The following is a 22,283-nucleotide window of genomic DNA, read 5'->3' on the forward strand; positions in this document are numbered from 1 at the left end:
CGTCAGCTCTTCGCGATCTTGGCCAGCGCCTGCTGGAGGTCTGCCTTGCTCATCGTCTCCAGCGGGAGTTGCAGCAGCTGCAGCATGCGGTAGCCGATGGCCTGGCGGGTCAGTTCGAACGCGCGGCGCTTGCCGTCGTCGCCGCCCTCGGCGTTCGACGGATCGGGGTAGCCCCAGTGCACCTTGACCGGCTGCTCCCCTGTGCCGCCGAAGAACACCGGGCACTGTTCGGCCGCAGCACTGTCGCACACCGTGATGACGATCGACAGCGGCGGCGCATCGTCGCCACTGAACTCGTCCCAGCTCTTGCTCCGGTAGCCGGTGGTGTCCACGCCGGCGTTGTGTAGCGCCTCCAGCGCGAACGGGTTGACGCGGCCGCTGGGCGCACTGCCGGCGCTGTAGGCCCGCACGTCCTTGCCAAGCTTCTTTGCCCAGTGGTTGAGCATGCCTTCACCGAGAACGCTACGTGCGGAGTTGTGGGTACAGAGGATGAGAACGTTGATCGTCATGGGTGTGCTGGTGTCATATCGTCATTGCTGGCCGATGTCGCGCACGGCGTTCTGCAGCGACATCCGGTCGAGGGAATCATGAGGCAGTGCCAGCAGGAGCTCGATGCGGCGCTTGAGCAAGTAGCTCGCGTCGAGAAAAGCCTTGCGCTTGGCCTCGTCGCTGCCTTCAACGGCGGCGGGATCAGGCATGCCCCAGTGCGCTGTCACCGGTTGGCCCGGCCAGACGGGGCACACCTCGCCGGCGGCTTTGTCGCAGACGGTGAAGACAAAATCCAGCGGTGGCGAGTCGGGCGTCGCGAACTCTTCCCAGCCCTTGCTGCGGTAGCCGGTGGTCGGCAGCCCGAGCTGTGCCAGGGCCTGCAGGGTAAAGGGATTTACCTCGCCTTTTGGAGTGCTACCGGCCGAGTAGGCGCGAAAGCGGCCGCGACCCATATGGTTCATCAGGGCCTCGGCCAGGATCGACCGGGCCGAGTTGCCGGTGCAGACCAACAAGACGGTGTAGACGCGATCAATCACGGCCAGCCTCAGCAGCAAGAGGACGAGGGCTTGACAGCGATGCCGACCGGCTTGCCACGGGGCGTCGGTGCGCAGCAGACACCGCCAGCCTCGCTCTGCGCCGCCTTCTCGCTGAACACCGGGATGGTGGCCAGCGTACGGAAGTGCTCCCAGGCAACGCCTTGCGGATCGGTGACCCAGTGCTTCTCGCTCTGGGCATAGCAGCAGGTGGTCTGGCCTTCATCGAACAGTGCCATGTCGGCAGCCTGGGCGCGTGCCTTCAACTCGGCGAGTTCCTCGGCATTGTCGGTTTGGAAGCCGAGATGGTCGACGCCCGGTTTGCCGCCGCGCGTCGAGATCGCGAAGTTGATCCTCGGGTCGTCGAGCATCCACTTGGCGTAGTCGCTCTCCAGGCGGGTGGGCTCGGCGCCGAACAGCTTGGAGTAGAAGGCCACGCTCTGAGCGAGGTCCTCGACGTGGACATGAACGTGGAAGCGCTTCATCGTGGTTCCTTTTCAACAGTTGCAGGAGGTGGCGGCTTCGGGGAGACAGACCTCGCCCTGGCAGCAGTTCTCGGTGAGGTAGCCCAGCAGCGCACTCATGTGCTCGAACGACGCCCGATAGACCAAGTGGCGCCCCTGACGCTCCTGCGTCACCAGGCCGGCGTTCATCAGCTCCTTGAGGTGGAAAGACAGCGTTGCCGGCGGGATACCGGTGGCTTCGGCAATGACCCCAGGCGTCATGCCTTGCGACCCGGCGACCACCAGCGTCCGGAAGATCTGCAGGCGGTTACTCTGGGCGAGCGCGGCAAGGGATCGGACGACATCTTTCTCTTTCATGTTTCTATGATAGTCGAAATATGGAAGCGATGCACTCCACCCGCCTGGCGAAAGTGGCGGCCAGCCAATGAGGTGTGATGTACGGGATGCGGCCGCCGTAGAACGTGAACCCGCCGCAGCAGCAGCGCGGGCCGTACCGCCGCTCCCCGCAAGGGCCGGGGTTGATGCTCCTCAACCTGCGGCCGCTGCCTGTCGCGAGACTGAAAAAGTTTCATCAGCCGAGCCGCCGTGCATCCGACCGCCTCGCCGACGCAAGCGCTCCCCGCGGCGCGTCCGGGCGCGGACGCTGCGGGGCTGCTGTCGCTGGTGGAGGCGACGCTACGGGAGCTGCGCCCGGGCGCCGCGGAGCTGCCGCCGGTCACGCTTGCCAGCCGGCTCGACCAGGACCTGAGGCTCGACAGCCGCGCCCGCATGGAACTGCTGCAGCGCGTCGAGCGGGCCTTCGGCGTCGCCCTGCACGAGGACGCGCTGGGGGCGGCGGAAACCGTGGCGGACCTCTTGCGTGCGGTGGAGCGCGGGCACCCGCTGGGGTCGGCCGTGGCCAGGCCCCCGCCTCCCGCACCGTCCCCAGGGACTTGGGCGGGCACACCGCAGACCGCTTCCACCTTGCTGGAGGTGCTGGCGTGGCACGTGCGAGAGCATGCCGATCGCGTGCAGGTGGCGGTGCTGGAGGAGGGAGACGAGCGCCCCATCACCTACGGCGCGCTTGCGGCCGATGCGGCGGCGGTCGCCGCCGGGCTGCAGTCGCTGGGCGTCGCGCCGCGGGAGACCGTGGCGATCATGCTGCCCACCTGCCCCGAGTACTTCGGCACCTACCTGGGCATTCTGATGGCCGGAGCGATTCCGGTACCGATCTACCCGCCGGGGCGGCCCTCGCAGATCGAGGAGCACGTGCTGCGGCACGGCGCGTTGCTGGACAATGCCCGCGCTGTGGCCCTCGTCACCGTGCCGCAGGCGCGGATGGTCGCCCGGCTGCTCCAGGCCCGGGTGGCTGGCTTGCGCGCCGTCGTCACACCGCAGCAGCTGGCCGCGCGGGGCGGGGTGCCGGCGCCTGCGGCCGTGGCGGGCGAGGACGTTGCCTTCATCCAGTACACCTCGGGCAGCACCGGCAGTCCCAAGGGGGTGGTGTTGTCACATGCCAACCTGCTGGCCAACATCCGCGCCATGGCGCAAGCCATCGAGGCGAGCCCACGCGACGTGTTCGTCAGCTGGCTGCCCCTGTACCACGACATGGGCCTCATCGGCGCCTGGCTGGGCAGCCTCTACGTTGGCATGTCGCTGGTGGTCATGTCACCGCTGGCCTTCCTGGCGCGGCCCCTGCACTGGCTGCAGACGCTGCAGCGATGGGGAGGGACGCTGTCGGCGGCGCCCAACTTCGCGTACGAACTGTGTCTGCGGCGAATCGACGATGCTGCCCTGGCCGACCTCGATCTGCGCTCGGTCCGCGCACTGTTCAACGGGGCCGAAGCGGTCAGCGCAGCCACGGTGCGCCGCTTCAGCGAGCGCTTTGCCACCTGCGGCCTGCGTGCCGAGGCCATGGCACCTGTCTACGGGCTGGCGGAGGCTTCGGTCGGCCTGCTGTTCCCGCCGCTCGGGCGGGCGGCGCCCGTGGATGCTTTGCAGCGCGAGCCGTTCAGCCTGGAAGGCCGCGCGTTGCCCGCCGCTGCCGATGACCCGAACGCTCTGCGCTTCGTCGGCTGCGGCAGACCCTTGGCCGGCCATGAGGTCCGCATCGTCGATTCGCAGGGCCGCGAGCTCGGCGAGCGCGTGGAGGGCCGGCTGGAGTTCCGCGGCCCATCGGCGACGCGCGGCTACTTCCGCGATCCGCAGAAAACCGCGCAGCTGTTCCACGACGGCTGGCTGGACACCGGTGACCGCGCCTATGCGGCCGCGGGCGACATCTACATCACCGGCCGGGTGAAGGACATCGTCATTCGCGGCGGGCGCAACCTCTACCCGGAGGAGATCGAGGATGCGGTGGGGCGTGTGGAGGGCATCCGCAGGGGTTGCGTGGCGGTGTTCGGCAGTCCCGATGCCGCCACCGGCACGGAACGCCTGGTTGTGCTGGCGGAGGCCAGGCCCGGCGCCGCGGCTGGGCGAAGCGGTGACGCGGGCCGTGATCGACACCATCGGCGAACCGCCGGATGAAGTGGTGCTCGCCCCGCCGCACACCGTGCTCAAGACCTCCAGCGGCAAGATCCGGCGCTCTGCGTGCAAGGCACTGTACGAGCGCGGGGGCGCCCATCTCGGCCCTGCGCCCGCACACCTGCAACTGCTGCCGCTGGCAGCCGGCGCGGCTTGGCTTCGACTGCAGCACGTCCTCGGCGCCGGGGGGGCAGCCTGCTGTTCGCGGGGTATGCGACCGCGCTGTTCGGACTTCTCGCGCCGCCCACCTGGCTGCTGGCGGTCGCTCAGTCCAATCCCGCACGCGCCTGGGCCATCTGCCGTGCGTCCGCGCGCGCACTCCTCGCGCTCACCGGCATGACGCCGCGGGTCGAGGGCCTGCAGAACATCCCTGCGGGGGCGTGCGTGATCGTGAGCAACCATGGCAGTTACCTCGACGGGGTCGTGCTGGTGGCGGTCTTGCCGAGGCCGTGCGACTTCATCGCCAAGGCCGAACTGCGGCAGCAGCGCATCGCCGGCCCCTTCCTGCGCCGGCTCGGCGCTGGCTTCGTCCAACGCTTCGACCTGCGCCGCGCGGTGCAGGACGCGCAGGCGCTGACGGCGCATGCACGGCGCGGACACGCACTGGTGGTGTTCCCCGAAGGGACCTTCAGGGCTGCCCCCGGCTTGCTGCCGTTCCACCTGGGGGGCCTTCCTTGCCGCCGCGCAGGCGCAGGTGCCGGTCGTGCCCCTGGTCCTGCGCGGCAGCCGAGCCGCGCTGCCGGACGGTAGCTGGCGGCCGCGCCGCGCCCGGTTGGAAGTCCACGTCCTGCCGCCGCTGCCACAGCCAGGGGAAGGCGACCTGTTCGCGCGCGCGGTGCGGCTGCGAGATGCGGCTTACACGGCGATCGCCGGGCGGCTCGAACCGGCGCAAGACGCGCCGTGAGCCTGCGGCCCGGCCCACGGCGGATGAGGAGACAAGCATGCGTGTTGCCCCTCAGCTGACACTGGACACCATCCGGTCCGGGCAAGCTCCCACGCTGCCGGCCCTTTCGAGGAGCGCTGCCGCCGCTGCCCTGAGGCCGAGGCCTACCGTCACCGAGACCCGCCCGACGGCGTTTGGACCCGCTTGCGATGGGACGAGATGGCGCGCAGAGTGGCCCGGTGGCGCGGCGCTCTGGCGGCCGAGAACCTGGGGGCCGGCGAGCGCGTGGCGGTGATGCTGCCCAACGGGGTGGACTGGGTGTGCCTCGACCAGGCTGCGCTGTCGCTGGGACTGGTCGTGGTGTCGCTGTACCCGACCGACAACCCGGAAGACGCCGGCTACATCCTTGCCGACAGCGGTGCGCGCCTGCTCGTAACGGAGGTGCCGCAGTGGCAGCGGCTCCAGCCCCATGCGGCGCCGCTCACGCAGCTGGCGCGCGTGGTCTGCGTCGACTCGGACGCAGCTCCCCCAGGCGGGCTCCTGCACGGGCTGGAGCCCTGGCTAGGCGCAGCGCGCCCCGAGCCGCCTGCTGCGCCGGCCGATCCCCGTGACCTCGCCACGATCATTTACACCTCAGGTACCACCGGTCGCCCCAAGGGAGTGGTGCTGTCGCACCGCAACATCATTGCCAACATCGAGGCTGTTCTTCAGGGGATCGCCGGCTACCGGGAGGACGTGTTCCTGTCCTTCCTGCCGCTGTCGCATGCGCTGGAGCGGACGGTGGGCTACTACCTGCCGATCGCCACCGGTGGCGCGGTGGTGTTCGCCCGCTCCATCCAGACACTGGCGGAGGACCTGCTCGCCGTCCAGCCCAGCATGCTGGTGTCCGTGCCGCGGCTGTACGAGCGCGTCTACGCCCGGCTGCAGCAGCAGCTGGAGTCCGGCGGTGTGCCGGCGCGCGTCCTGTTCGAATGGGCGGAGTCGGTCGGCTGGCGCCGCTTCGAGGCGGCACAACACCGCGGCGTCGTGGCTGCACCCGATCATGACGGGCACGGCTCCTCGGCCGGACGACCGCTCGTTGCACGGCCACGGCCGGGTTTCGTTCTTGAGCCTAGCCCCTCACTTCCGACAGAGTCCACGTTGGCACGAGACGCGAGTCCTCTGACCAGGCTCCCCACCGGCGTGTGGGTCCTCGGTTTCGTCAGCCTGCTGATGGACATCTCCTCCGAGATGATCCACAGCCTCCTGCCGCTGTTCATGGTGGGCACGTTGGGTGCGAGCGCCGTCGCGGTCGGTCTGATCGAGGGCTTGGCGGAGTCGACGGCACTGGTCGTCAAAGTGTTCTCGGGGGCGCTGAGCGACTACCTGGGCAAGCGCAAGGGGCTGGCGGTGTTCGGCTACGCCTTGGGGGCGTTGACGAAGCCGCTGTTCGCCGTCGCGCCGACGACGGGCGTCGTGCTTGCGGCCCGTCTGCTCGATCGCGTGGGCAAGGGCGTGCGGGGAGCGCCTCGCGACGCCCTGGTGGCAGACCTCGCGCCGGCCGCAGTGCGTGGTGCGGCCTTCGGCCTTCGGCAGTCGTTGGACACGGTGGGGGCGGTCCTCGGGCCGCTCTTGGCCGTGGGCCTGATGCTGTGGTGGGCCAACGATTTCCGGGCCGTGTTCTGGGTGGCCGTGATCCCAGGGCTGCTCGCCGTCGCACTCCTGCAATGGGGGGTGGACGAACCCGCGCGCCATGTCGGTGAGAAGCGCACCAACCCCATTCGCCGCGAAAACCTTCGGCGATTGGGCGGCGCGTACTGGTGGGTGGTCGCCGTGGGCGCGGTCTTCACGCTGGCCCGTTTCAGCGAGGCCTTTCTGGTGCTGCGTGCCGAGCAGAGCGGCATCGCGGTCGCGCTGGTGCCGTTGGTGATGGTGGCGATGAACGTCGTCTACGCTGCGTCGGCCTATCCCTTCGGGCAGTTGTCCGACCGCATGAACCACAAGGCGCTGCTGGCCCTGGGACTGCTCGTGCTGATCGCGGCCGACGTCGTGCTCGCACTCGGCGGCCATTGGACGACGGTGCTGGCCGGCGTGGCGCTGTGGGGCATCCACATGGGAATGACCCAGGGCCTGCTCGCCACCATGGTGGCCGATACAGCGCCCGCCGAGCTGCGGGGCACGGCCTTCGGGGTCTTCAATCTGGTCAGTGGTTTCGCCATGCTCGTGGCGAGCGTCGTGGCCGGTCTGTTGTGGGACCGGCTCGGCGCATCGTTCACCTTCTACGCGGGGGCTGCATTCAGTGCCCTGGCCTTGCTCGGGCTGTTGAAGAAGCCCTGAGCGACATCGGCCACCAGGCGTTCCAAATTCTTGTGTTGCGGGTGTAAACGGCGGGGGCGAAGACCTGGCCCCGCACTGAGCCCCACGGGTCGCCGCGGCCTCGGTTTGACCTGGCTCAGAGTCGCGGCAGTCGTCGGCCCTATCGTGGGCGGGTGGCGCGCCGAGCGGGCCCGGCCCGCGTTGCCATTCGCGCCTCGAACTCATGGCCAAGCGATTTCCGATCCGTCCGCTGCACCCGGAGCGCGTGTGCTGGGGATGCGACCAGTACTGCCCCTCCGACGCTCTCAAGTGCGGCAACGGCACCGTCAGAACGCCTCACCCGGTGGAGGTGTTCGGGGACGACTGGATGGACTGGGGGCTGGATGCCGGCGCCGCGACGACGGGCGCCGACGCCCCCGCCGGGACGCCGACGGACGCCCCGCGGGCCGCGAAGGCGCCGGGATCGCCTGAAGAGGCGGCCGAGCGCGTCTGAGACAAGCAGGGCGGCGGGACGGCGCCGCCCTGACCCGGCACGCAGCCGGGGCGCCGCGGTCCATGCAGACGGGCCGGTGGGCACGCATACAATGGAACGTTCCCCATCGTCCGTTACTGGAGACTCAAGCGTGTTCATTTCCGACGCATTCGCACAAGCCGCGCCGGCCGCGCAACCTGGCGCCGAATCGACGCTGGTGAGCCTGTTGCCCCTGGTGCTGATGTTCGTGGTGCTCTACTTCATCATGATCCGGCCGCAGATGAAGCGCCAGAAAGAGCACAAGGCCATGATCGAGGCCTTGGCCAAGGGCGATGAAGTCGTCACCGCCGGCGGCGTGCTCGGCAAGGTGTCGAAGCTCGGCGAGGCCTATCTCCACCTCGAGGTCGCCAACGGCGTCGAGATCCAGATCCAGCGCAGCGCCGTCGTCCAGGTGCTGCCCAAGGGCACGCTGAAGTAATTCCGCCGGCGCCCGCGGCGCCGCGCCCGCCCGCGCTCCCCCGTTCCTGCGGGCGCGGGCCCGAAAGAGGCCTCATGAACCGCTATCCGTGGTGGAAATACGCGATCCTGGTGATCGCGGTCGTGGTCGGGTTCATCTACACCCTGCCAAACTTCTTTGGCGAGGCGCCTGCGGTGCAGGTTTCCAGCGGCAAGGCCACCCTGAAGGTCGACGCCGCCCTGGCCGAGCGCGTCGAGCGCATCCTGAAGGAAGCGGGCGTGCAGCCCGACTTCGTGCAGTTCGAGGGCAACTCGGTGCGCGCCCGTTTCGGCGACACCGACACCCAGCTGCGGGCCAAGGACGCGCTGCAGCGTGCCCTCAACCCCGACCCGCAGGATCCGAGCTACATCGTCGCCCTCAACCTCGTCTCGCGCTCGCCGCAGTGGCTGACCTCGCTGCGGGCGCGGCCCATGTACCTCGGACTGGACCTGCGCGGCGGCGTGCACTTCCTGATGCAGGTGGACATGAAGGCCGCGCTGACCAAGCGCGCGGAGGCGATGGCCGGCGACGTGCGCACCATGCTGCGTGAGAAGGACATCCGTCATGCAGGCATCTCGCGTGTGGGTGACGACGTCGAGGTGCGCTTCCGCGACGCCCAGGCGCTGGCCGCTGCGCAGCGTGTCCTGACCGACCAGTTGCCGGACCTCCAATGGACCGAGGCCGGGCAGGGCAACGAGCTGCGCCTGGTCGGCCGGCTCAAGCCCGAGGCTGCTCGCCGAGTGCAGGAGCAGGCGCTCAAGCAGAACATCACCACGCTGCACAACCGCATCAACGAACTGGGCACCACCGAGCCGGTGATCCAGCAGCAGGGCCTGGACCGCGTGGTGGTGCAGCTGCCCGGCGTGCAGGACACCGCGCGCGCCAAGGACATCATCGGGCGCACCGCCACGCTGGAGGTGCGACTGGTGGACGACAGCGCCGAGGCGATGGCCGCGCTGTCCGGCAACGGCCCCGTGCCTTTCGGCACCGAACGGTATGTCGAGCGGGGGGGCGGCCCGATCATCGTCAAACGCCAGGTCATCCTCACCGGCGAGAACCTCACCGACGCACAGGCCGGCTTCGACGAGCAGCAGCAGCCGGCGGTGCACCTCACGCTCGACGCCAAGGGCGCGCGCATCTTCCGCGACGTCACCCGCGAGAACGTCGGCAAGCGCATGGCGATCCTGCTGTTCGAGAAGGGCAAGGGCGAGGTCGTGACCGCGCCGGTCATCCGTACCGAGATCGGCGGCGGGCGGGTGCAGATCTCCGGCCGCATGACCACGCAGGAAGCGAACGACGTGGCGCTCCTGCTGCGCGCGGGCTCGCTCGCGGCGCCGATGGAGATCATCGAGGAGCGCACCATCGGGCCGAGCCTGGGCGCCGACAACATCGCCAAGGGCTTCAACAGCGTGCTGTGGGGCTTCGTCGCGGTGGGCGTCTTCATGATCGCCTACTACCTGCTGTTCGGCTTGTTCTCCACGCTGGCGCTGGCCGTCAACCTGCTGCTGCTGGTGGCGCTGTTGTCGATGCTGCAGGCCACCCTGACGCTGCCCGGCATCGCGGCCATCGCGCTCACCCTGGGCATGGCGATCGACGCCAACGTGCTGATCAACGAGCGCGTGCGCGAGGAGCTGCGCAACGGCGCGGCCCCTCAGACGGCCATCCATGCCGGCTACGAGCGGGCCTGGGCCACCATCCTGGACTCCAACGTGACCACGTTGATCGCGGGGGTGGCGCTGCTGGCCTTCGGTTCGGGCCCGGTGCGCGGTTTCGCGGTCGTTCACGTGCTGGGCATCCTCACCTCGATGTTCTCCGCCGTGTTCTTCTCGCGCGGGCTCGTCAATCTGTGGTACGGCCGTCGCAAGAAGCTCAAGTCCGTGTCGATCGGCCAGGTCTGGAAACCGCAACAGCAGTCGTGATGTCAGGATGAGGGCCGGCGGCGCCGGCCCCCTCCCGACGGGGAACTACGATGGAATTCTTCCGTATCAAGCGCGACATCCCGTTCATGCGGCACGCGCTGGTGTTCAACATCATTTCGTTGGTCACCTTCCTGGCCGCCGTGTTCTTCCTCGTCACGCGCGGGCTGCATTTCTCGATCGAGTTCACCGGCGGCACCGTGCTGGAGGTGCAGTACAGCCAGCCGGCCCAGCTCGAGCGCGTGCGGGGGACGGTCGAGTCGATGGGCTTCGGCGAGGTGCAGGTGCAGAACTTCGGCACCGCGCGCGACGTGCTCATCCGCCTGCCCCTGCGCGGCGACGTCAAGCAAAGCGAGGTGGTCGGGCGCGTGTTCGAGGCGCTGTGCCGGGCCGAGTCCGGCACCGTGCAGACGGTGCAGCAGACGACCGACCAGGGGCAGAGCGTCTCCCGCCAGGTTTGTGCCGCCGGCGGGGCCGAGCCCCTGCGGTTGCAGCGCAGCGAGTTCGTCGGCCCGCAGGTGGGCTCGGAGCTGGCACGCGACGGCGCGCTCGCGCTCGCCGTCACGATCGCCGGCATCATGATCTACCTGGCGCTGCGCTTCGAGTGGAAGTTTTCGGTCGCGGCGATCATCGCCAACCTGCACGACGTCGTCATCATCCTGGGCTTCTTCGCCTTCTTCCAGTGGGAGTTCTCGCTGTCGGTGCTGGCCGCCGTGCTCGCGGTGCTCGGCTACTCGGTCAACGAGTCGGTCGTGATCTTCGACCGCATCCGCGAAGCCTTCCGCAAGTTCCGCAAGATGACCACCGCCGAGGTGATCGACCACGCCATCACCAGCACGATGAGCCGCACCATCATCACGCACGGCTCCACGCAGCTGATGGTGCTGTCGATGCTGCTCTTCGGCGGGCCGACGCTGCACTACTTCGCCGTGGCCCTGACCATCGGCATTCTGTTCGGCATCTATTCGTCGGTCTTCGTGGCGGCGGCCGTCGCGATGTGGCTGGGCGTCAAGCGCGAGGACCTCGTCAAGGCCGGCGCCCGGAAGGACGGCGATCCGAACGACCCGAACGCGGGCGCGGTGGTGTAGAGTTGCTGTCATCTTCAGCACCGGACCGCTGGCACGCAGCTCACCATGGCGACTTCCGCCGACCCGAGGGCCCTGGCCATACAGGCGCGGCGACGCTTTCTGAGTTTGTTGCGCCAGGGCCTGTCGCAGGTGCTGCTCAACGTGGAGGAAGGGGCCAAGCAATTGGCCACCCAGCCGGCTCCGCCCGAGCTGCTGCTGCGCCGGCGTGATGCGTGGGCCGACCTTCAGCGCTTGCGCCCGGCGCTGCAGGCGGCGCTGATCGAACGCCTCGACCAGCGCGACTTGCAGTTGCAAAACGGGGGCTTCATGCCCACCCCGGTCGGCCTCGCCCACCGCGGCGCGGAGCTCTCGCTGGTGGACGACGCCACCATCGAGCACGAGATCCTCAGCTCACGCCTGGCGCTCGCGGCGATGGATCTCGCGTCCTTCGAGTTCAGCGATCTGCGTTCTCGCATGCAGGCGCTCGAGCGCCGGGAGGACCTGGCCAACGGCGACGTCCTGCGCCCCCACGTCGTCGCGCGCGACGTGCTCGACGCCTGGCGCTCGGTCGGCCTCAGTCTCGAATGCTGGCGCTCGGTGCAGCCCATCGTCCACGAGGAACTCGCGCATCTGATGGTGCTGGGTTACCACGAGACGAACAAGTCGCTCATCGGCCAGGGCGTGCTGCCCGAAATCGACCTGCGCCCCATGATCCGCCGTGCGCGCGACGTGGGCGTGGGGCCGTCCGCCGTGGGGAGCCGGGGGGGCGAGCTGGCCGGCAGCGCCGGCGCCGCCGCGAGCGGCGCGCCCTCCGGCTCCGGTTCGCCGAGCGTGCGCGGCGCCGTGGGTGAGGAAACCCGCCTCATGACGCGGTCGGCGCAGCTGCTGCGCGCGCCCGAGCAGGCGCAGGCCGTGCTGGGGCGCCTGAACCGACTGGTCGGCCAGCAGGTGCCGGGTTTCCAGCCCACCACCGTCTTCCACTCGCCCTCGCCCCGGCTGGTGGCCGCGATCGCCGAGGCCGAGCGCGACGTGGCACAACGTCTGCGCAGCACGGGCGCGGGCGGCATGGTGGTCAGCGCGCCGCAGGATCTGGTCGAGGACCTGCAGCACCGCAAGCAGGCGCTCAAGCGTGCTGCCGAGTCTCCCATCGAGCGCGCCACGATCGAGATCGTCGCCTTGCTGTTCCAGAGCATCCTGACCGAGGAGCGCCTGCCCGCGTCGGTGCGGGTGTGGTTCGCGCGGCTGCAGATGCCGGTGCTGCGCGTCGCAGTCAGCGAGCCGGACTTCTTTGCGACGCTCGACCACCCCGCACGCAAGCTGATCGACCGCATGGGCGCCTGCGTGATGGGCTTCGATGCCTCCACCGCGGGTGCCATGGGCGAGGCGCTCGAAAAGGAGATCAAGCGCGTCGTGCAGGTGGTCGAGGCGTATCCCGACACGGGCCGGCGCGTGTTCCAGACCGTGCTGGTCGAGTTCGAGAAGTTCCTCGAGCACTACTTCCGCAACGAGAACGAGGTGTCGCGCAAGGGCGTGTCGCTGGCACAGCAGGTCGAGCAGCGCGAGATCCTGGCGATCCAGTACACGATCGAGCTGCGCAAGATGCTCAACGAGGTGCCGGTGCAGGAGGGTGTGCGCGAGTTCCTGTTCCAGATCTGGGCGGACGTGCTCGCCATGACCGCCGTCAAGACCGGCGCGCAGAGCGAGCAGACCAAGGCGATGAAGCGCGCCGCGGCCGATCTGATCTGGTCGGCCAGCGCCAAGGTCTCGCGCGAGGAGCGCGCCGAGGTCATCCGCCGGCTGCCGCCGCTGCTCAAGACCCTGCGCGAAGGGATGGCGAACGCCGGGGTGCCGACCGACAAGCAGGACGCCCACCTGCAGGCCTTGAACAACTCGCTGGCGGCCGCCTTCACCGCCAAGACTGCGGCCATTCCGCCGGACCGCCTGGACCAGCTGATGCTGCGGCTCGAGACGCTCGAGGAGATGCTGCCGGACACCGAGGTCGAGATCGACGAATCGATGGTGCTCGACCTGTCGGACCACGAGACGCGCGACCTCGAAGTGGTGGCCGAAGGCGGCTCGATTCCGAGTCCGGCGATGATCGCGTGGGCGCGCGGGCTGCAGGTCGGCAGCTGGTTCAAACTCGATTACCGCGGGCGCAACGAACCGGTGCAGCTCGCATGGCTCGGCCTGCGCAAGCAGTTGAGCCTGTTCGTCTCGCCCACCGGGCGGTGCGTGCTGTTCCAGCAGCACCGCCTTGCCGCGTTCTTGCAGGCCGGCTTGCTGGTGCCCGCCGAGGAAGAGGCCTTGACGGTGCGGGCCACGCGCGATGCGCTGGCCAAGCTCGACGCAGACCCGAGCCGGCTGCTGAGCTAGTCAGTGGATGAGCCGGTCGGCGGCGTCGACGAACAACTCGTCGAGGATCAGCGCGTCCGGCTCCTCGCCGAGGCTCCAGAACACCATCAGCACGATGATCTTCAGGTCCTCCAGGCGCACCGGAGCGCTCGCCATCGCACGGTCGATGACGATCTCGCGCAGGTGCGGCGGCAGGACGCCCGCGCTCTCCAGGAACGAGATGAAGCCGATGCATTCCTCGCCGAGCAGGTCGAGCTCTGCTGGTGTGAAGACGCGCAGGCTGTCGGGCCGCTGGCTGGCTCCGTGCGATTGCACCAGCTGGTGCAGGCCTTCGAGCCAGTGCAGCGCTTCCTCGATCTCGTCGCTCTCGAAGCCGACGGCGGTCAGCTTGCGCGCGAGCTGGGCGGCGTCCGGGCATGCGTCGGGCCGCCAGTAGTTCTCGTAGAGATAGACGAGCACGTCGAACATGCGTCCCACTATACCCCAGCGCATCGGGCCGGGACCGTGGCAGGGGTAACGCGGGCAGCTGCGATCGGCGCGGGCGCCCCCGGCGGCCGAGGGCGGATCGGCCCGGATTGTCAGGCCCGTTCGAGGCGCTGGAACAGCTGGCCCGGCAAGCGGGCGACGTGGCCCTCGAGCTCCAGCTCCAACAGCCGTGCCGAGAGCTCGGCCGCGGGCCAGCCGGTGCGCGCGACCAGGGCGTCGAGGCTGGCGGGGTCGTGGCCCAGGGCCTCGAGCACCGGGTCCCGGGCCGTGGGCGCGTGGTCGGCCGGGCCGGCGCAGGCGGCGGCGGGGGCAGGGGCGTCCAGGCGCAGTTCCTCCAGGATGTCCTCGGCGCCTTCGACGAGCTTGGCCCCCTGCTTGATGAGCAGGTGGCAGCCGCGCGACTGCGGCGAGTGGATCGATCCCGGGATGGCGAACACCTCGCGTCCCTGCTCGGCGGCGAGCCGGGCGGTGATCAACGAGCCCGAATGCACGGCGGCCTCGACGACCAGCGTGCCGCACGTCATGCCCGAGATGATCCGGTTGCGCCGCGGGAAATTGGGCTTGAGAGGAGGCGTGCCGAGCGGGTACTCGCTCACGATCAGCCCCTCGTCGGCCAGGCGGTGCGCGAGCGCGAGGTGCCGCTTCGGATAGACGCGGTCGAGGCCGGTGCCGACGACGGCGACCGTGCGCCCCGGGCCTTCGAGGGCGCCTTCGTGTGCCGCGCCGTCGATGCCCAGGGCCAGGCCGGAGACCACCGTCAGGCCCGCCTGGCTGAGGTGCCGGGCGAAGCTGCGCGCATTTTCGGCACCTTGCGGCGTCGGGTTGCGGCTGCCCACGACGGCGAGGGACGGGGCGTTGAGGAGTTCGCGGCGGCCGAGCGTGTAGAGCAGCAGGGGCGGGTCGGGGATGTCGAGCAGGCGCTGCGGGTAGTGCGCGTCCCCCAGGGTGACGATGGCCCGGCGCGGGTCGGCGCCGAGCCACTGCCAGGCGGCCTCCACATGCTCGGCCCAGCCTTGCGGCTCGGCGGCCAGCGCGCCGGCCACCTCCGGGGGCGCGAGCGCGCGCCAGGCGGTGGGCCCGGCCTCCCACACCGCCTGCGGCGAGCCGAAGGCGGCGAGCAGCCGGCGCGCCTCCTGCGGGCCCAGATCAGGGGTCTCGAGGAGCCGCAGCCACGCGGCGAGTTCGTCCTTGTCGATCACCGTGAGAGTATCAGGCGCCGCGCCGGGGGCGAGGCGCGATCCCTGCGGTCAAGGCTGGGTGAAGCGGTCGCCGATCTTGACCGGCTCCTGCACGTCGAGGATCAAGGCATAGGACATGCGCTCGAACGTGCGGAACACGAACAGCAGCCCGTGCCGCTCGTCGGGCAGCTTGATGGGCGTGCGGCTGCCGTCCGTGGTGTCGCGGGTCTCGCGGCCGTAGCGCCACAGCGCGAGCACGTGCCCGCGCTCCAGCCCGTCCTTGGCGCCCTTGTTCAACGCGACGATCTGGTTCTGCCCGGCGGTGAGCGCCTCGCCGTAGATCGAGACGATCAGGCCTTCGATGTTCTGCTGCGGCGCGTGCGGCACGTAGTTGACGAACTCGCGGCCAGGTACGGGAGCGAGACGGTCGCCCACGCCGATCTCCAGCCGCGTGGACTGGACGGTGAAGGTGGCCGGGATGATCTCGCCCTTGGCGCCGGTGCCGCCGGGGCGGGTGAACTCGGCGGCGCCGAGGTACACCGCCTCGTAGCCCAGCACTTCCTTGGTGGCCGGGTCGAGCAGCGGCCTGGGATTGCGGAAGATGCGCCAATCGCGCGCGTTGGCGATGTCGCCGCGCACGTAGGCATGCTCGCCGCGGCTGATGACCACCCGGCCCTCCTGCGTGGCGACGATGCGGGGGGCGGTGTCGAGCTCGTTGGTGTCGAAGATGACCGCTTCGTTGAGGAACGGCTCGATCAGATGCAGCGGGATCGAGGGGATCGCGCCCTGGCCGAGGGACTGGGCCCTCACGCGCGGCGAAAGCTTGACCGTCTGCCCGTCGCCCACGGGCTGGCCGACGCGAAGGCGGGCGCGGCCGTCGACTTTCTCCAGGTAGAGGATCTGGCCCGGGTAGATGAGGTGGGGATTGCGGATCTGGTCGAGGTTCATGCCCCACAGCTCGGGCCAGCGCCACGGGCGGCGCAGGAAGACGGCGGAGATGTCCCAGAGCGTGTCGCCGCGCTTGACGGTGTAGGTGTCGGGGGCGTTCGGGGCCAGCTCCGACAGCGGCACGCCGGCCTGGGCGACCTGCTGCGCGGTGGCTCGCTGCTGCGGCGTGACCGGGTAGGTGGTGGCCCCCGCGGTGGACGCGCCTGCCGCCAGCACGGCTGCGAGGGCCCCCGGGAGGATGCGAGACGCCAGGAAGCCCGCCGGACGGGCGCGCAGCATCGAGGTTCGGGTCATGCAGGGTCTCCGCTCTCCGTCACGGCCTGGAAATGGGCGGCCATGGCGTCATATGGTTAATGGTTTTGGGGCCGCCGAGCAGCTGCAATTCGGCGAAAATCCTCACTTAGTTTCACAGATTCTGCCGATAAACCCTTGATGTCGCAACGAAATCTGCCGGCCCTCACCACGGGAGCGGCACTGCGTCACGCTCGGCGCGTTGCCTGCCGTCGACAGCGGCGGCCCGCGCCGGCAAGGGTGAAAGGACCGCACGCACCATGGCCAAACTGAACATCCTGCGCTACCCCGATCCCCGCCTGCACAAGGTGGCCCGACCGGTGGAGCAGGTGGACGAGCGCATCCGCCAGCTCGTGGACGACATGCTGGAGACGATGTACGACGCGCACGGCGTCGGACTGGCGGCCACGCAGGTGGACGTGCACGAGCGCGTGATCGTCATCGACGTCTCCGACGACCGCAACGAGCCGCGGGTGCTCATCAACCCCGAGATCGTCTGGGCGAGCGAGGAGAAGATCGTCTGGGAGGAGGGCTGCCTGTCGGTGCCTGCCGTGTACGACAAGGTGCAGCGCCACGCGCAAGTCACCGTCAAAGCGCTCGACCGCGACGGACGCGAATACCGTTTCGACGCCGACGGCCTGCTGGCAGTGTGCGTGCAGCACGAGATGGACCACCTGATGGGCAAGGTGTTCGTCGAGTACCTCTCGCCGCTCAAGCGCAACCGCATCAAGACGAAGATGCTCAAGCGCGAACGCGAGGAAGTGCGTGGCTGAGCGCGGGGGCCGCATGCGGGTGGCCTTCGCCGGCACGCCGGAGTTCGCGCGTGCGGCGCTGCAGCGGCTGGTCGCGGCCGACTTCGAGGTGCCGCTGGTGCTGACGCAACCCGACCGGCCGGCGGGGCGGGGCATGAAGCTCACCCCCAGCCCGGTCAAGCAGTGCGCGCTGGAGCGCGGCCTGGTCGTCGTGCAGCCCCGCAGTCTGCGGCTCGATGGCAAGTACCCGGAGGATGCCTCCGAGGCGCGCGCCGCCCTCGAGGCCGCGCGGCCCGACGTGATGGTGGTCGCCGCCTACGGCCTGATCCTGCCCCGGTGGGTGCTCGACCTGCCGCGCCTGGGCTGCCTGAACATCCACGCCTCGCTGCTGCCACGCTGGCGGGGGGCCGCGCCCATCCACCGCGCCATCGAGGCGGGCGATGCCGTGACGGGCATCACCATCATGCAGATGGACGAGGGGCTGGACACCGGCGACATGCTGCTGGTCGAGCGCGAGCCGATCCGCCCGGACGACACCACCGGCTCGCTGCACGACCGTTTGGCCGCGCTCGGCGCGCGGCTCATCGTCGAGGCGCTCGAACTGGCAGCCTGCGGCGGGCTGTCTCGCACGCCGCAGCCGGCCGGGGGCGTGACCTATGCGCACAAGATCGACAAGGCCGAGGCGGCGATCGACTGGAGGCAGCCGGCCACCGTGATCGAGCGGCGGATGCGGGCCTTCGACCCCTTCCCGGGGGCGTGGTCGGTGTTGGCCGGGGTGCCGCTGAAGTGCTGGCGCGGCGTGCCGGCGGGCGGCTCGGGTGAACCCGGGCGTGTCTTGCGGGTCGAAGCGCAGGGCCCGGTGGTGGCCTGCGGAGAAGGAGCGCTCCAGCTCACCGAACTCCAGAAGCCCGGCGGGCGGCGCTTGGCGGCCGCCGAGTTCCTGGCCGGGCACCCGCTGGAGGCCGGGGCGGTGTTCGAGCTCCCCCCCGCCGAGCCGCCCGGCACGTGACTTGATTTGCAACCGAAGGGCCGCATTTGAGCTGCGGTCCACGAGACGAGAAGGACGCATGATGTTCAACCTGCTCAAAACGGCCATCCTGATGGCCGCCATCACGGCCCTGTTCATGGCGCTGGGCGCGCTGATCGGCGGGCAGCAGGGCATGCTCGTCGCGCTGGCGGTCGCGCTGGCGATGAACTTCTTCAGCTACTGGTACAGCGACAAGCTGGTGCTGAAGATGTACAACGCCCGCGAGGTGGACGAGACCACCGCGCCGCACTTCTACCGCATGGTGCGCGAGCTCGCGCAGCGCGCGGGGCTGCCCATGCCGCGCGTGTACGTCATCGACGAGCAGGCGCCCAACGCCTTCGCCACCGGCCGCAATCCGCAGAACGCCGCGGTGGCCGCCACCACCGGCATCATGCGCATCCTGACCGAGCGCGAACTGCGGGGCGTGATGGCCCACGAACTGGCGCACGTGAAGCACCGCGACATCCTGATCTCGACGATCAGCGCGACGATGGCCGGTGCGATCTCGATGCTGGCGAACTTCGCGATGTTCTTCGGCGGGCGCGACGGCGAGGGGCGGCCGGCCAATCCGGTGGTGGGCCTGCTGGTGGCGCTCCTGGCCCCTATCGCGGCCAGCCTGATCCAGATGGCGATCAGCCGGGCGCGTGAGTTCGAGGCCGACCGCGGCGGCGCGGAGATCTCCGGCGATCCGCAGGCCTTGGCCTCGGCGCTCGAGAAGATCCACCACTACGCGCGCGGCATTCCGCTCGAGACGGCCGAGCGCCACCCCGAGACGGCGCAGATGATGATCATGAATCCGCTGTCGGGCGGGGGGCTGAGCAGCTTGTTCAGCACCCACCCGAGCACGGAGGAGCGTGTCGCGCGGCTGCTTGCGATGGCGCGCGGCGGCATGGTGTCCCGCTGATCGCGCTCGTGGCGCCGGGCGCGGCCGCCGCAAGCGCGGCGCTCAAGTTCCGGCCGCGACGGCCGATGATGCAAAGGCAAGCCGCGTCTTCGGCTTGCCTTTTTCGTACCGCCACCATGACCTTGCGCCCACTGTTCATCGCCTGTCTCGTGCTGCCGCTGCTGGCCGCCTGCGATCAGCTGGGCATCGAGTCGGCGGAGAAGATCGCCGCGCGCAAGGAAGCCGAGGGCAAGGCGCTGGGCGGTGCGTGCCGGCATGCGGGCCGGGCCATCGAGGACTGCTACGCGCTCAATCCCAAGGCCGAGAAGGCCGCGGTGTTCGCGGGCTGGCGCGAGATGAACGACTACATGCGCGAGAACAAGATCGAAGAGGTCGTCCCGCAGATCGCGCATCCCCGTGCCCGCCGGCCGGTCGAGACGGCCGAGGCCGCCGAGGCCCCGCCCGAGAAGAAGCGTCGCGCCGAATAGCGCGGGGCCGCGAGGGCCGCCGAGCCGAAGCGATTCACTCCGCGACGACGCCGCGTTCGGTCACGATCGCCGAGAGCGGGTGGTCGTGCGGTTCGGGCACGAAGTCCACCTCCGACGCGCTCCAGGCGATGCCGATCGCCGTGACGTGGGGGTGCTCTGCCAGCCAGCGGTCGAAGTAGCCCCCGCCATAGCCCAGCCGGTAGCCGCGGCGCGTGTAGCCGACGCAGGGCACCAGCACCACGTCGGGCACCACGGTCGGGCCGGCACAGCCGGGGATGCCGCATTCGTCGGTGAGGGTGGGCTCTTCGCCGTTCCACGCACGGTACTCCATCGAACGTGGATTCTTCCGCGCCCATGGCAATGCACCGGGCAGGGAGGCCGTGCGGCCGTCAGCGCGCAACGCGAGCACTGCGTTAAATTCGGATCGAAGGGGCCAGTACAGGCCGAGCCGCTCGGGCTCGAGTTGCAGCACCACGTCACGCAGATGCGCGGCGAGGGCCTGCTCGGCGGCCGGGTGCAGGGCCGACGCGGCCCACTGCTCGCGCTCCTGGAGCAGCCGGGCGCGCAAGGCGACGCGCTCGGAGGGGCCGGCAGGAGCCGGGCCGCCGCTCGACGAGAGGCCCGACGGGCCGGGCTCGGCGCTGGACGGAGAGCTGGAGCGAGGGGCGGCAGGGGCAGAACACATGGATGGGGCACACAGCGTGAAGTCAGTATATCGACGGCCTTTCGAAGCGTCCCTCGCGTCCGGCGTGCGGCGTGCGGCTGCGGCGTTGGGCATCGTGCTCGGCGTGGCGGCGGGCCTGGCGCCCGCGCCGGCCGCGGCGCAGTCGGATGTCGTCGTGCAGGCGCGCGAGGCCTGGCGCAAGCGCGATGCGCGCCAGCTTGCGGCGCTGAAGATCCAGGCGGCCTCGCAGCAGCACCCGCTCGCGATGTGGGTGGACTACTGGGAACTGCTCAACCGGCTGCAGGAGGCCACGCCCGAGGAGGTGCAGGCCTTCTTCGAGCGGTGGCCCGACACCTACGTCGAAGATCGGATGCGCAACGACTGGCTGCTCGAGCTCGGGCGTCGCCGCGACTGGGGCCGCTTCGCGGCCGAGTACCCGAAGTTCCGCATGCAAGACGACCGTGAGGTCGCGTGCTATGCGGTGTTGGCGCGCCACCAGGCCGGCGAGGATGTGCGCCGGGCGGCCGTGGAGGCGTGGCGCGCGCAGCGCGAGGCTGATCAGGGCTGCTCGCTCATGGCCCTCACGCTGCACGGCGCCGGCGAGCTGCCCGCCTCGGAGGTGTGGCGCAAGGCAAGACACGCTTTCGACGCCCACAAGCGCAACGCGGCCCGGCAGGCCGTCGTGCTCGCCGGCACCGAATTCGCGAACAAGTTCGACGAGCTGGTGGACAACCCGGCCCGCTACCTCGCCCGCAAGGCGGCGGCACGCCCCCACGCCGAGGCCGAACTCGCCGCGATGGCCTTGGCCCGCCTGGCCGCGAGCGATCCCGAGGCGGCGGCCAAGCAGATGGAAGACGGTTGGGAGCGGCGCCTGCCCGCGCCGCTCGCCTCCTGGGCCTGGGCCAGCATCGCCAAGCAGGCGTCCATCCGGCTGCTGCCCCATGCGGCCGACTACTTCCAGCGGGCGAGCATGGGCGCGCACGAGACGGAGTGGTCGGACGACATGCTGGCGTGGAAGGCGCGTGCCGCCCTTCGCGCCGGGCGCTGGCAGCAGGTCGTGCAGGCCATCAATGCGATGGGCCCGGCCGAGCAGGCCGACGCCGGCTGGGTGTACTGGAAAGCGCGGGCGCTGTCGGCCATCGCTGGCGACTCGCAGGACGGCGAGGCGTTGCGGCGCCAGTCGCGCGAGTTGCTGGAATCGATCGCCGGGCAACCGACGTACTACGGCAAGCTCGCGACCGAAGACCTCGGACGCCCGCTGGAGCTGCCGCCCAAGCCCGCCCCGTTGACCGAGGCCGAGCGCGAAGCGGCCCGCAGCAACCCGGGGCTGACGCGCGCGCTGCAGCTCATCGCCCTCGGGCTGCGCAACGAGGGCGTGCGCGAGTGGAACTGGACGCTCAGTTTCACCAGTGCCGGGCGCATGGACGATCGGCAACTCCTGGCCGCCGCCGAGCGCGCCTGCGCCGCGCAGGTGTGGGACCGCTGCATCAACACGAGTGACCGCACGAAGGCCGAGTTCGACCTGGACACGCGCTTTCCGACGCCGTTTCGCCGCGAGGTGACGACACGTGCGCGCGAGATCGGCCTCGATCCGGCCTACGTGTACGGCCTCATTCGGCAGGAGTCGCGCTTCATCATGGACGCGCGCTCCGGCGTGGGCGCATCGGGGCTGATGCAGCTGATGCCGGCGACGGCCCGTTGGACGGCCAAGAAGATCGGCCTGCCTTACTCGCCGGAGCTCATCACCGACCGCGACACCAACATCGCGCTGGGCACGAGCTACCTGAAACTCGTGCTCGACGACATGGGCGGCTCGCAGGTGCTGGCGGCCGCCGCCTACAACGCCGGGCCCAACCGGCCGCGCCGCTGGCGCGAAGGGGCGGTGCTGGAGGCGCCGGTGTGGGTGGAGAGCATCCCCTTTGCCGAGACGCGCGATTACGTCAAGAAGGTGTTGTCCAACGCGACCTACTATGCGGCGCAACTGCACGGACGCATGACCTCGCTGCGAGCGCGGCTGGGCCAGGTGATCGGCCCGCGCGATCCCAATGCGCCGCCCCCGCAACCGGACCTGCCTTGAGGTGCGACGGGCCGCCGCAG

At 70.0% G+C, this 22,283-nt stretch carries 21 protein-coding genes and 1 pseudogene; 14 read left to right on the forward strand and 8 right to left on the reverse strand.

Annotated features, from left to right (window positions below):
- Nucleotides 1-2: 2 nt before the first annotated feature.
- From OMP39_RS01555 to OMP39_RS01570, 4 genes are read right to left on the reverse strand one after another with little or no spacing between them, the layout of a single operon-like run.
- A complete protein-coding gene (locus OMP39_RS01555; protein ID WP_264893064.1) occupies nucleotides 3-509 on the reverse strand; it encodes an arsenate reductase ArsC in 507 nt (168 codons plus the stop codon).
- A gap of 21 nt (nucleotides 510-530) precedes the next feature.
- Nucleotides 531-1,025 (reverse strand): arsenate reductase ArsC, encoded by a 495-nt coding sequence (locus tag OMP39_RS01560; RefSeq protein WP_264893065.1) that lies wholly within the window; start codon nucleotides 1,023-1,025, stop codon nucleotides 531-533.
- 8 nt (nucleotides 1,026-1,033) lie between these two features.
- Nucleotides 1,034-1,507 carry an ArsI/CadI family heavy metal resistance metalloenzyme gene (locus OMP39_RS01565; protein ID WP_264893066.1) on the reverse strand — a complete coding sequence of 158 codons (474 nt, stop codon included), beginning with the start codon at nucleotides 1,505-1,507 and terminating at the stop codon, nucleotides 1,034-1,036.
- A 12-nt stretch (nucleotides 1,508-1,519) separates the two neighbouring features.
- The gene (locus OMP39_RS01570; protein ID WP_264893067.1) at nucleotides 1,520-1,843 is read right to left on the reverse strand and encodes an ArsR/SmtB family transcription factor; all 324 of its coding nucleotides are present in this window, start codon (nucleotides 1,841-1,843) and stop codon (nucleotides 1,520-1,522) included.
- 228 nt (nucleotides 1,844-2,071) lie between these two features.
- On the opposite strand from OMP39_RS01570, the gene OMP39_RS01575 reads away from it, so the two are divergent.
- The 9 genes and pseudogenes from OMP39_RS01575 (at nucleotide 2,072) to OMP39_RS01615 (ending at nucleotide 13,490) form a co-directional block, all read left to right on the forward strand.
- Complete coding sequence (locus OMP39_RS01575) at nucleotides 2,072-3,991, forward strand: AMP-binding protein (protein WP_264893068.1); 1,920 nt, start codon at nucleotides 2,072-2,074, stop codon at nucleotides 3,989-3,991.
- A gap of 150 nt (nucleotides 3,992-4,141) precedes the next feature.
- A complete protein-coding gene (locus OMP39_RS01580) occupies nucleotides 4,142-4,738 on the forward strand; it encodes a lysophospholipid acyltransferase family protein (protein WP_264893069.1) in 597 nt (198 codons plus the stop codon).
- A gap of 271 nt (nucleotides 4,739-5,009) precedes the next feature.
- A pseudogene (locus tag OMP39_RS01585) lies at nucleotides 5,010-5,780 on the forward strand (AMP-binding protein); the annotation flags it as partial.
- Nucleotides 5,781-6,011: 231 nt separating this feature from the next.
- Nucleotides 6,012-7,187 (forward strand): MFS transporter, encoded by a 1,176-nt coding sequence (locus tag OMP39_RS01590; RefSeq protein WP_264894607.1) that lies wholly within the window; start codon nucleotides 6,012-6,014, stop codon nucleotides 7,185-7,187.
- 202 nt (nucleotides 7,188-7,389) lie between these two features.
- Nucleotides 7,390-7,659: a DUF3079 domain-containing protein gene (locus OMP39_RS01595; protein WP_264893070.1), complete on the forward strand. Its 270-nt coding sequence runs from the start codon at nucleotides 7,390-7,392 to the stop codon at nucleotides 7,657-7,659.
- Nucleotides 7,660-7,789: 130 nt separating this feature from the next.
- Nucleotides 7,790-8,116 carry a preprotein translocase subunit YajC gene (gene yajC / locus OMP39_RS01600; RefSeq protein ID WP_264893071.1) on the forward strand — a complete coding sequence of 109 codons (327 nt, stop codon included), beginning with the start codon at nucleotides 7,790-7,792 and terminating at the stop codon, nucleotides 8,114-8,116.
- Nucleotides 8,117-8,190: 74 nt separating this feature from the next.
- The gene (gene secD / locus OMP39_RS01605; protein WP_264893072.1) at nucleotides 8,191-10,053 is read left to right on the forward strand and encodes a protein translocase subunit SecD; all 1,863 of its coding nucleotides are present in this window, start codon (nucleotides 8,191-8,193) and stop codon (nucleotides 10,051-10,053) included.
- 50 nt (nucleotides 10,054-10,103) lie between these two features.
- Complete coding sequence (secF, locus tag OMP39_RS01610) at nucleotides 10,104-11,138, forward strand: protein translocase subunit SecF (RefSeq protein WP_264893073.1); 1,035 nt, start codon at nucleotides 10,104-10,106, stop codon at nucleotides 11,136-11,138.
- Nucleotides 11,139-11,183: 45 nt separating this feature from the next.
- Nucleotides 11,184-13,490 (forward strand): DUF1631 domain-containing protein, encoded by a 2,307-nt coding sequence (locus OMP39_RS01615; protein ID WP_264893074.1) that lies wholly within the window; start codon nucleotides 11,184-11,186, stop codon nucleotides 13,488-13,490.
- Here OMP39_RS01615 and OMP39_RS01620 read toward each other — a convergent pair whose 3' ends face one another.
- From OMP39_RS01620 to OMP39_RS01630, 3 genes are all read right to left on the reverse strand, one after another.
- Nucleotides 13,491-13,937, reverse strand: coding sequence for a Smg family protein (locus OMP39_RS01620; protein ID WP_264893075.1), 447 nt, complete (start codon nucleotides 13,935-13,937; stop codon nucleotides 13,491-13,493).
- A 110-nt stretch (nucleotides 13,938-14,047) separates the two neighbouring features.
- Nucleotides 14,048-15,151: a DNA-processing protein DprA gene (gene dprA, locus OMP39_RS01625; RefSeq protein WP_264894608.1), complete on the reverse strand. Its 1,104-nt coding sequence runs from the start codon at nucleotides 15,149-15,151 to the stop codon at nucleotides 14,048-14,050.
- Nucleotides 15,152-15,202: 51 nt separating this feature from the next.
- A complete protein-coding gene (locus OMP39_RS01630; RefSeq protein ID WP_264893076.1) occupies nucleotides 15,203-16,375 on the reverse strand; it encodes a LysM peptidoglycan-binding domain-containing protein in 1,173 nt (390 codons plus the stop codon).
- Between the two features lie 257 nt (nucleotides 16,376-16,632).
- Here OMP39_RS01630 and def point away from each other — a divergent pair, with 257 nt between their 5' ends.
- The 4 genes from def to OMP39_RS01650 all read left to right on the forward strand — a co-directional run bounded on the left by def (nucleotide 16,633) and on the right by OMP39_RS01650 (nucleotide 19,522).
- Nucleotides 16,633-17,145, forward strand: coding sequence for a peptide deformylase (gene def / locus OMP39_RS01635; protein ID WP_264893077.1), 513 nt, complete (start codon nucleotides 16,633-16,635; stop codon nucleotides 17,143-17,145).
- A 13-nt stretch (nucleotides 17,146-17,158) separates the two neighbouring features.
- Nucleotides 17,159-18,133 carry a methionyl-tRNA formyltransferase gene (gene fmt / locus OMP39_RS01640; RefSeq protein ID WP_264894610.1) on the forward strand — a complete coding sequence of 325 codons (975 nt, stop codon included), beginning with the start codon at nucleotides 17,159-17,161 and terminating at the stop codon, nucleotides 18,131-18,133.
- Between the two features lie 61 nt (nucleotides 18,134-18,194).
- Complete coding sequence (gene htpX / locus OMP39_RS01645) at nucleotides 18,195-19,055, forward strand: zinc metalloprotease HtpX (protein WP_264894612.1); 861 nt, start codon at nucleotides 18,195-18,197, stop codon at nucleotides 19,053-19,055.
- 116 nt (nucleotides 19,056-19,171) lie between these two features.
- On the forward strand, nucleotides 19,172-19,522 hold the full coding sequence (locus OMP39_RS01650; RefSeq protein ID WP_264893078.1) for a hypothetical protein: 351 nt from the start codon (nucleotides 19,172-19,174) through the stop codon (nucleotides 19,520-19,522).
- 34 nt (nucleotides 19,523-19,556) lie between these two features.
- On the opposite strand, the gene OMP39_RS01655 is transcribed toward OMP39_RS01650, so the two are convergent.
- Entirely contained in the window at nucleotides 19,557-20,207 is a 651-nt protein-coding gene (locus OMP39_RS01655) for a 5-formyltetrahydrofolate cyclo-ligase (protein WP_264893079.1), read from the reverse strand.
- Between the two features lie 64 nt (nucleotides 20,208-20,271).
- Here OMP39_RS01655 and OMP39_RS01660 point away from each other — a divergent pair, with 64 nt between their 5' ends.
- Nucleotides 20,272-22,263 (forward strand): lytic transglycosylase domain-containing protein, encoded by a 1,992-nt coding sequence (locus OMP39_RS01660; RefSeq protein ID WP_425340683.1) that lies wholly within the window; start codon nucleotides 20,272-20,274, stop codon nucleotides 22,261-22,263.
- Nucleotides 22,264-22,283: the final 20 nt, after the last annotated feature.

Source organism: Schlegelella aquatica, assembly GCF_026013905.1.
Taxonomy (GTDB): Bacteria; Pseudomonadota; Gammaproteobacteria; order Burkholderiales; family Burkholderiaceae_C; genus Caldimonas; species Caldimonas aquatica.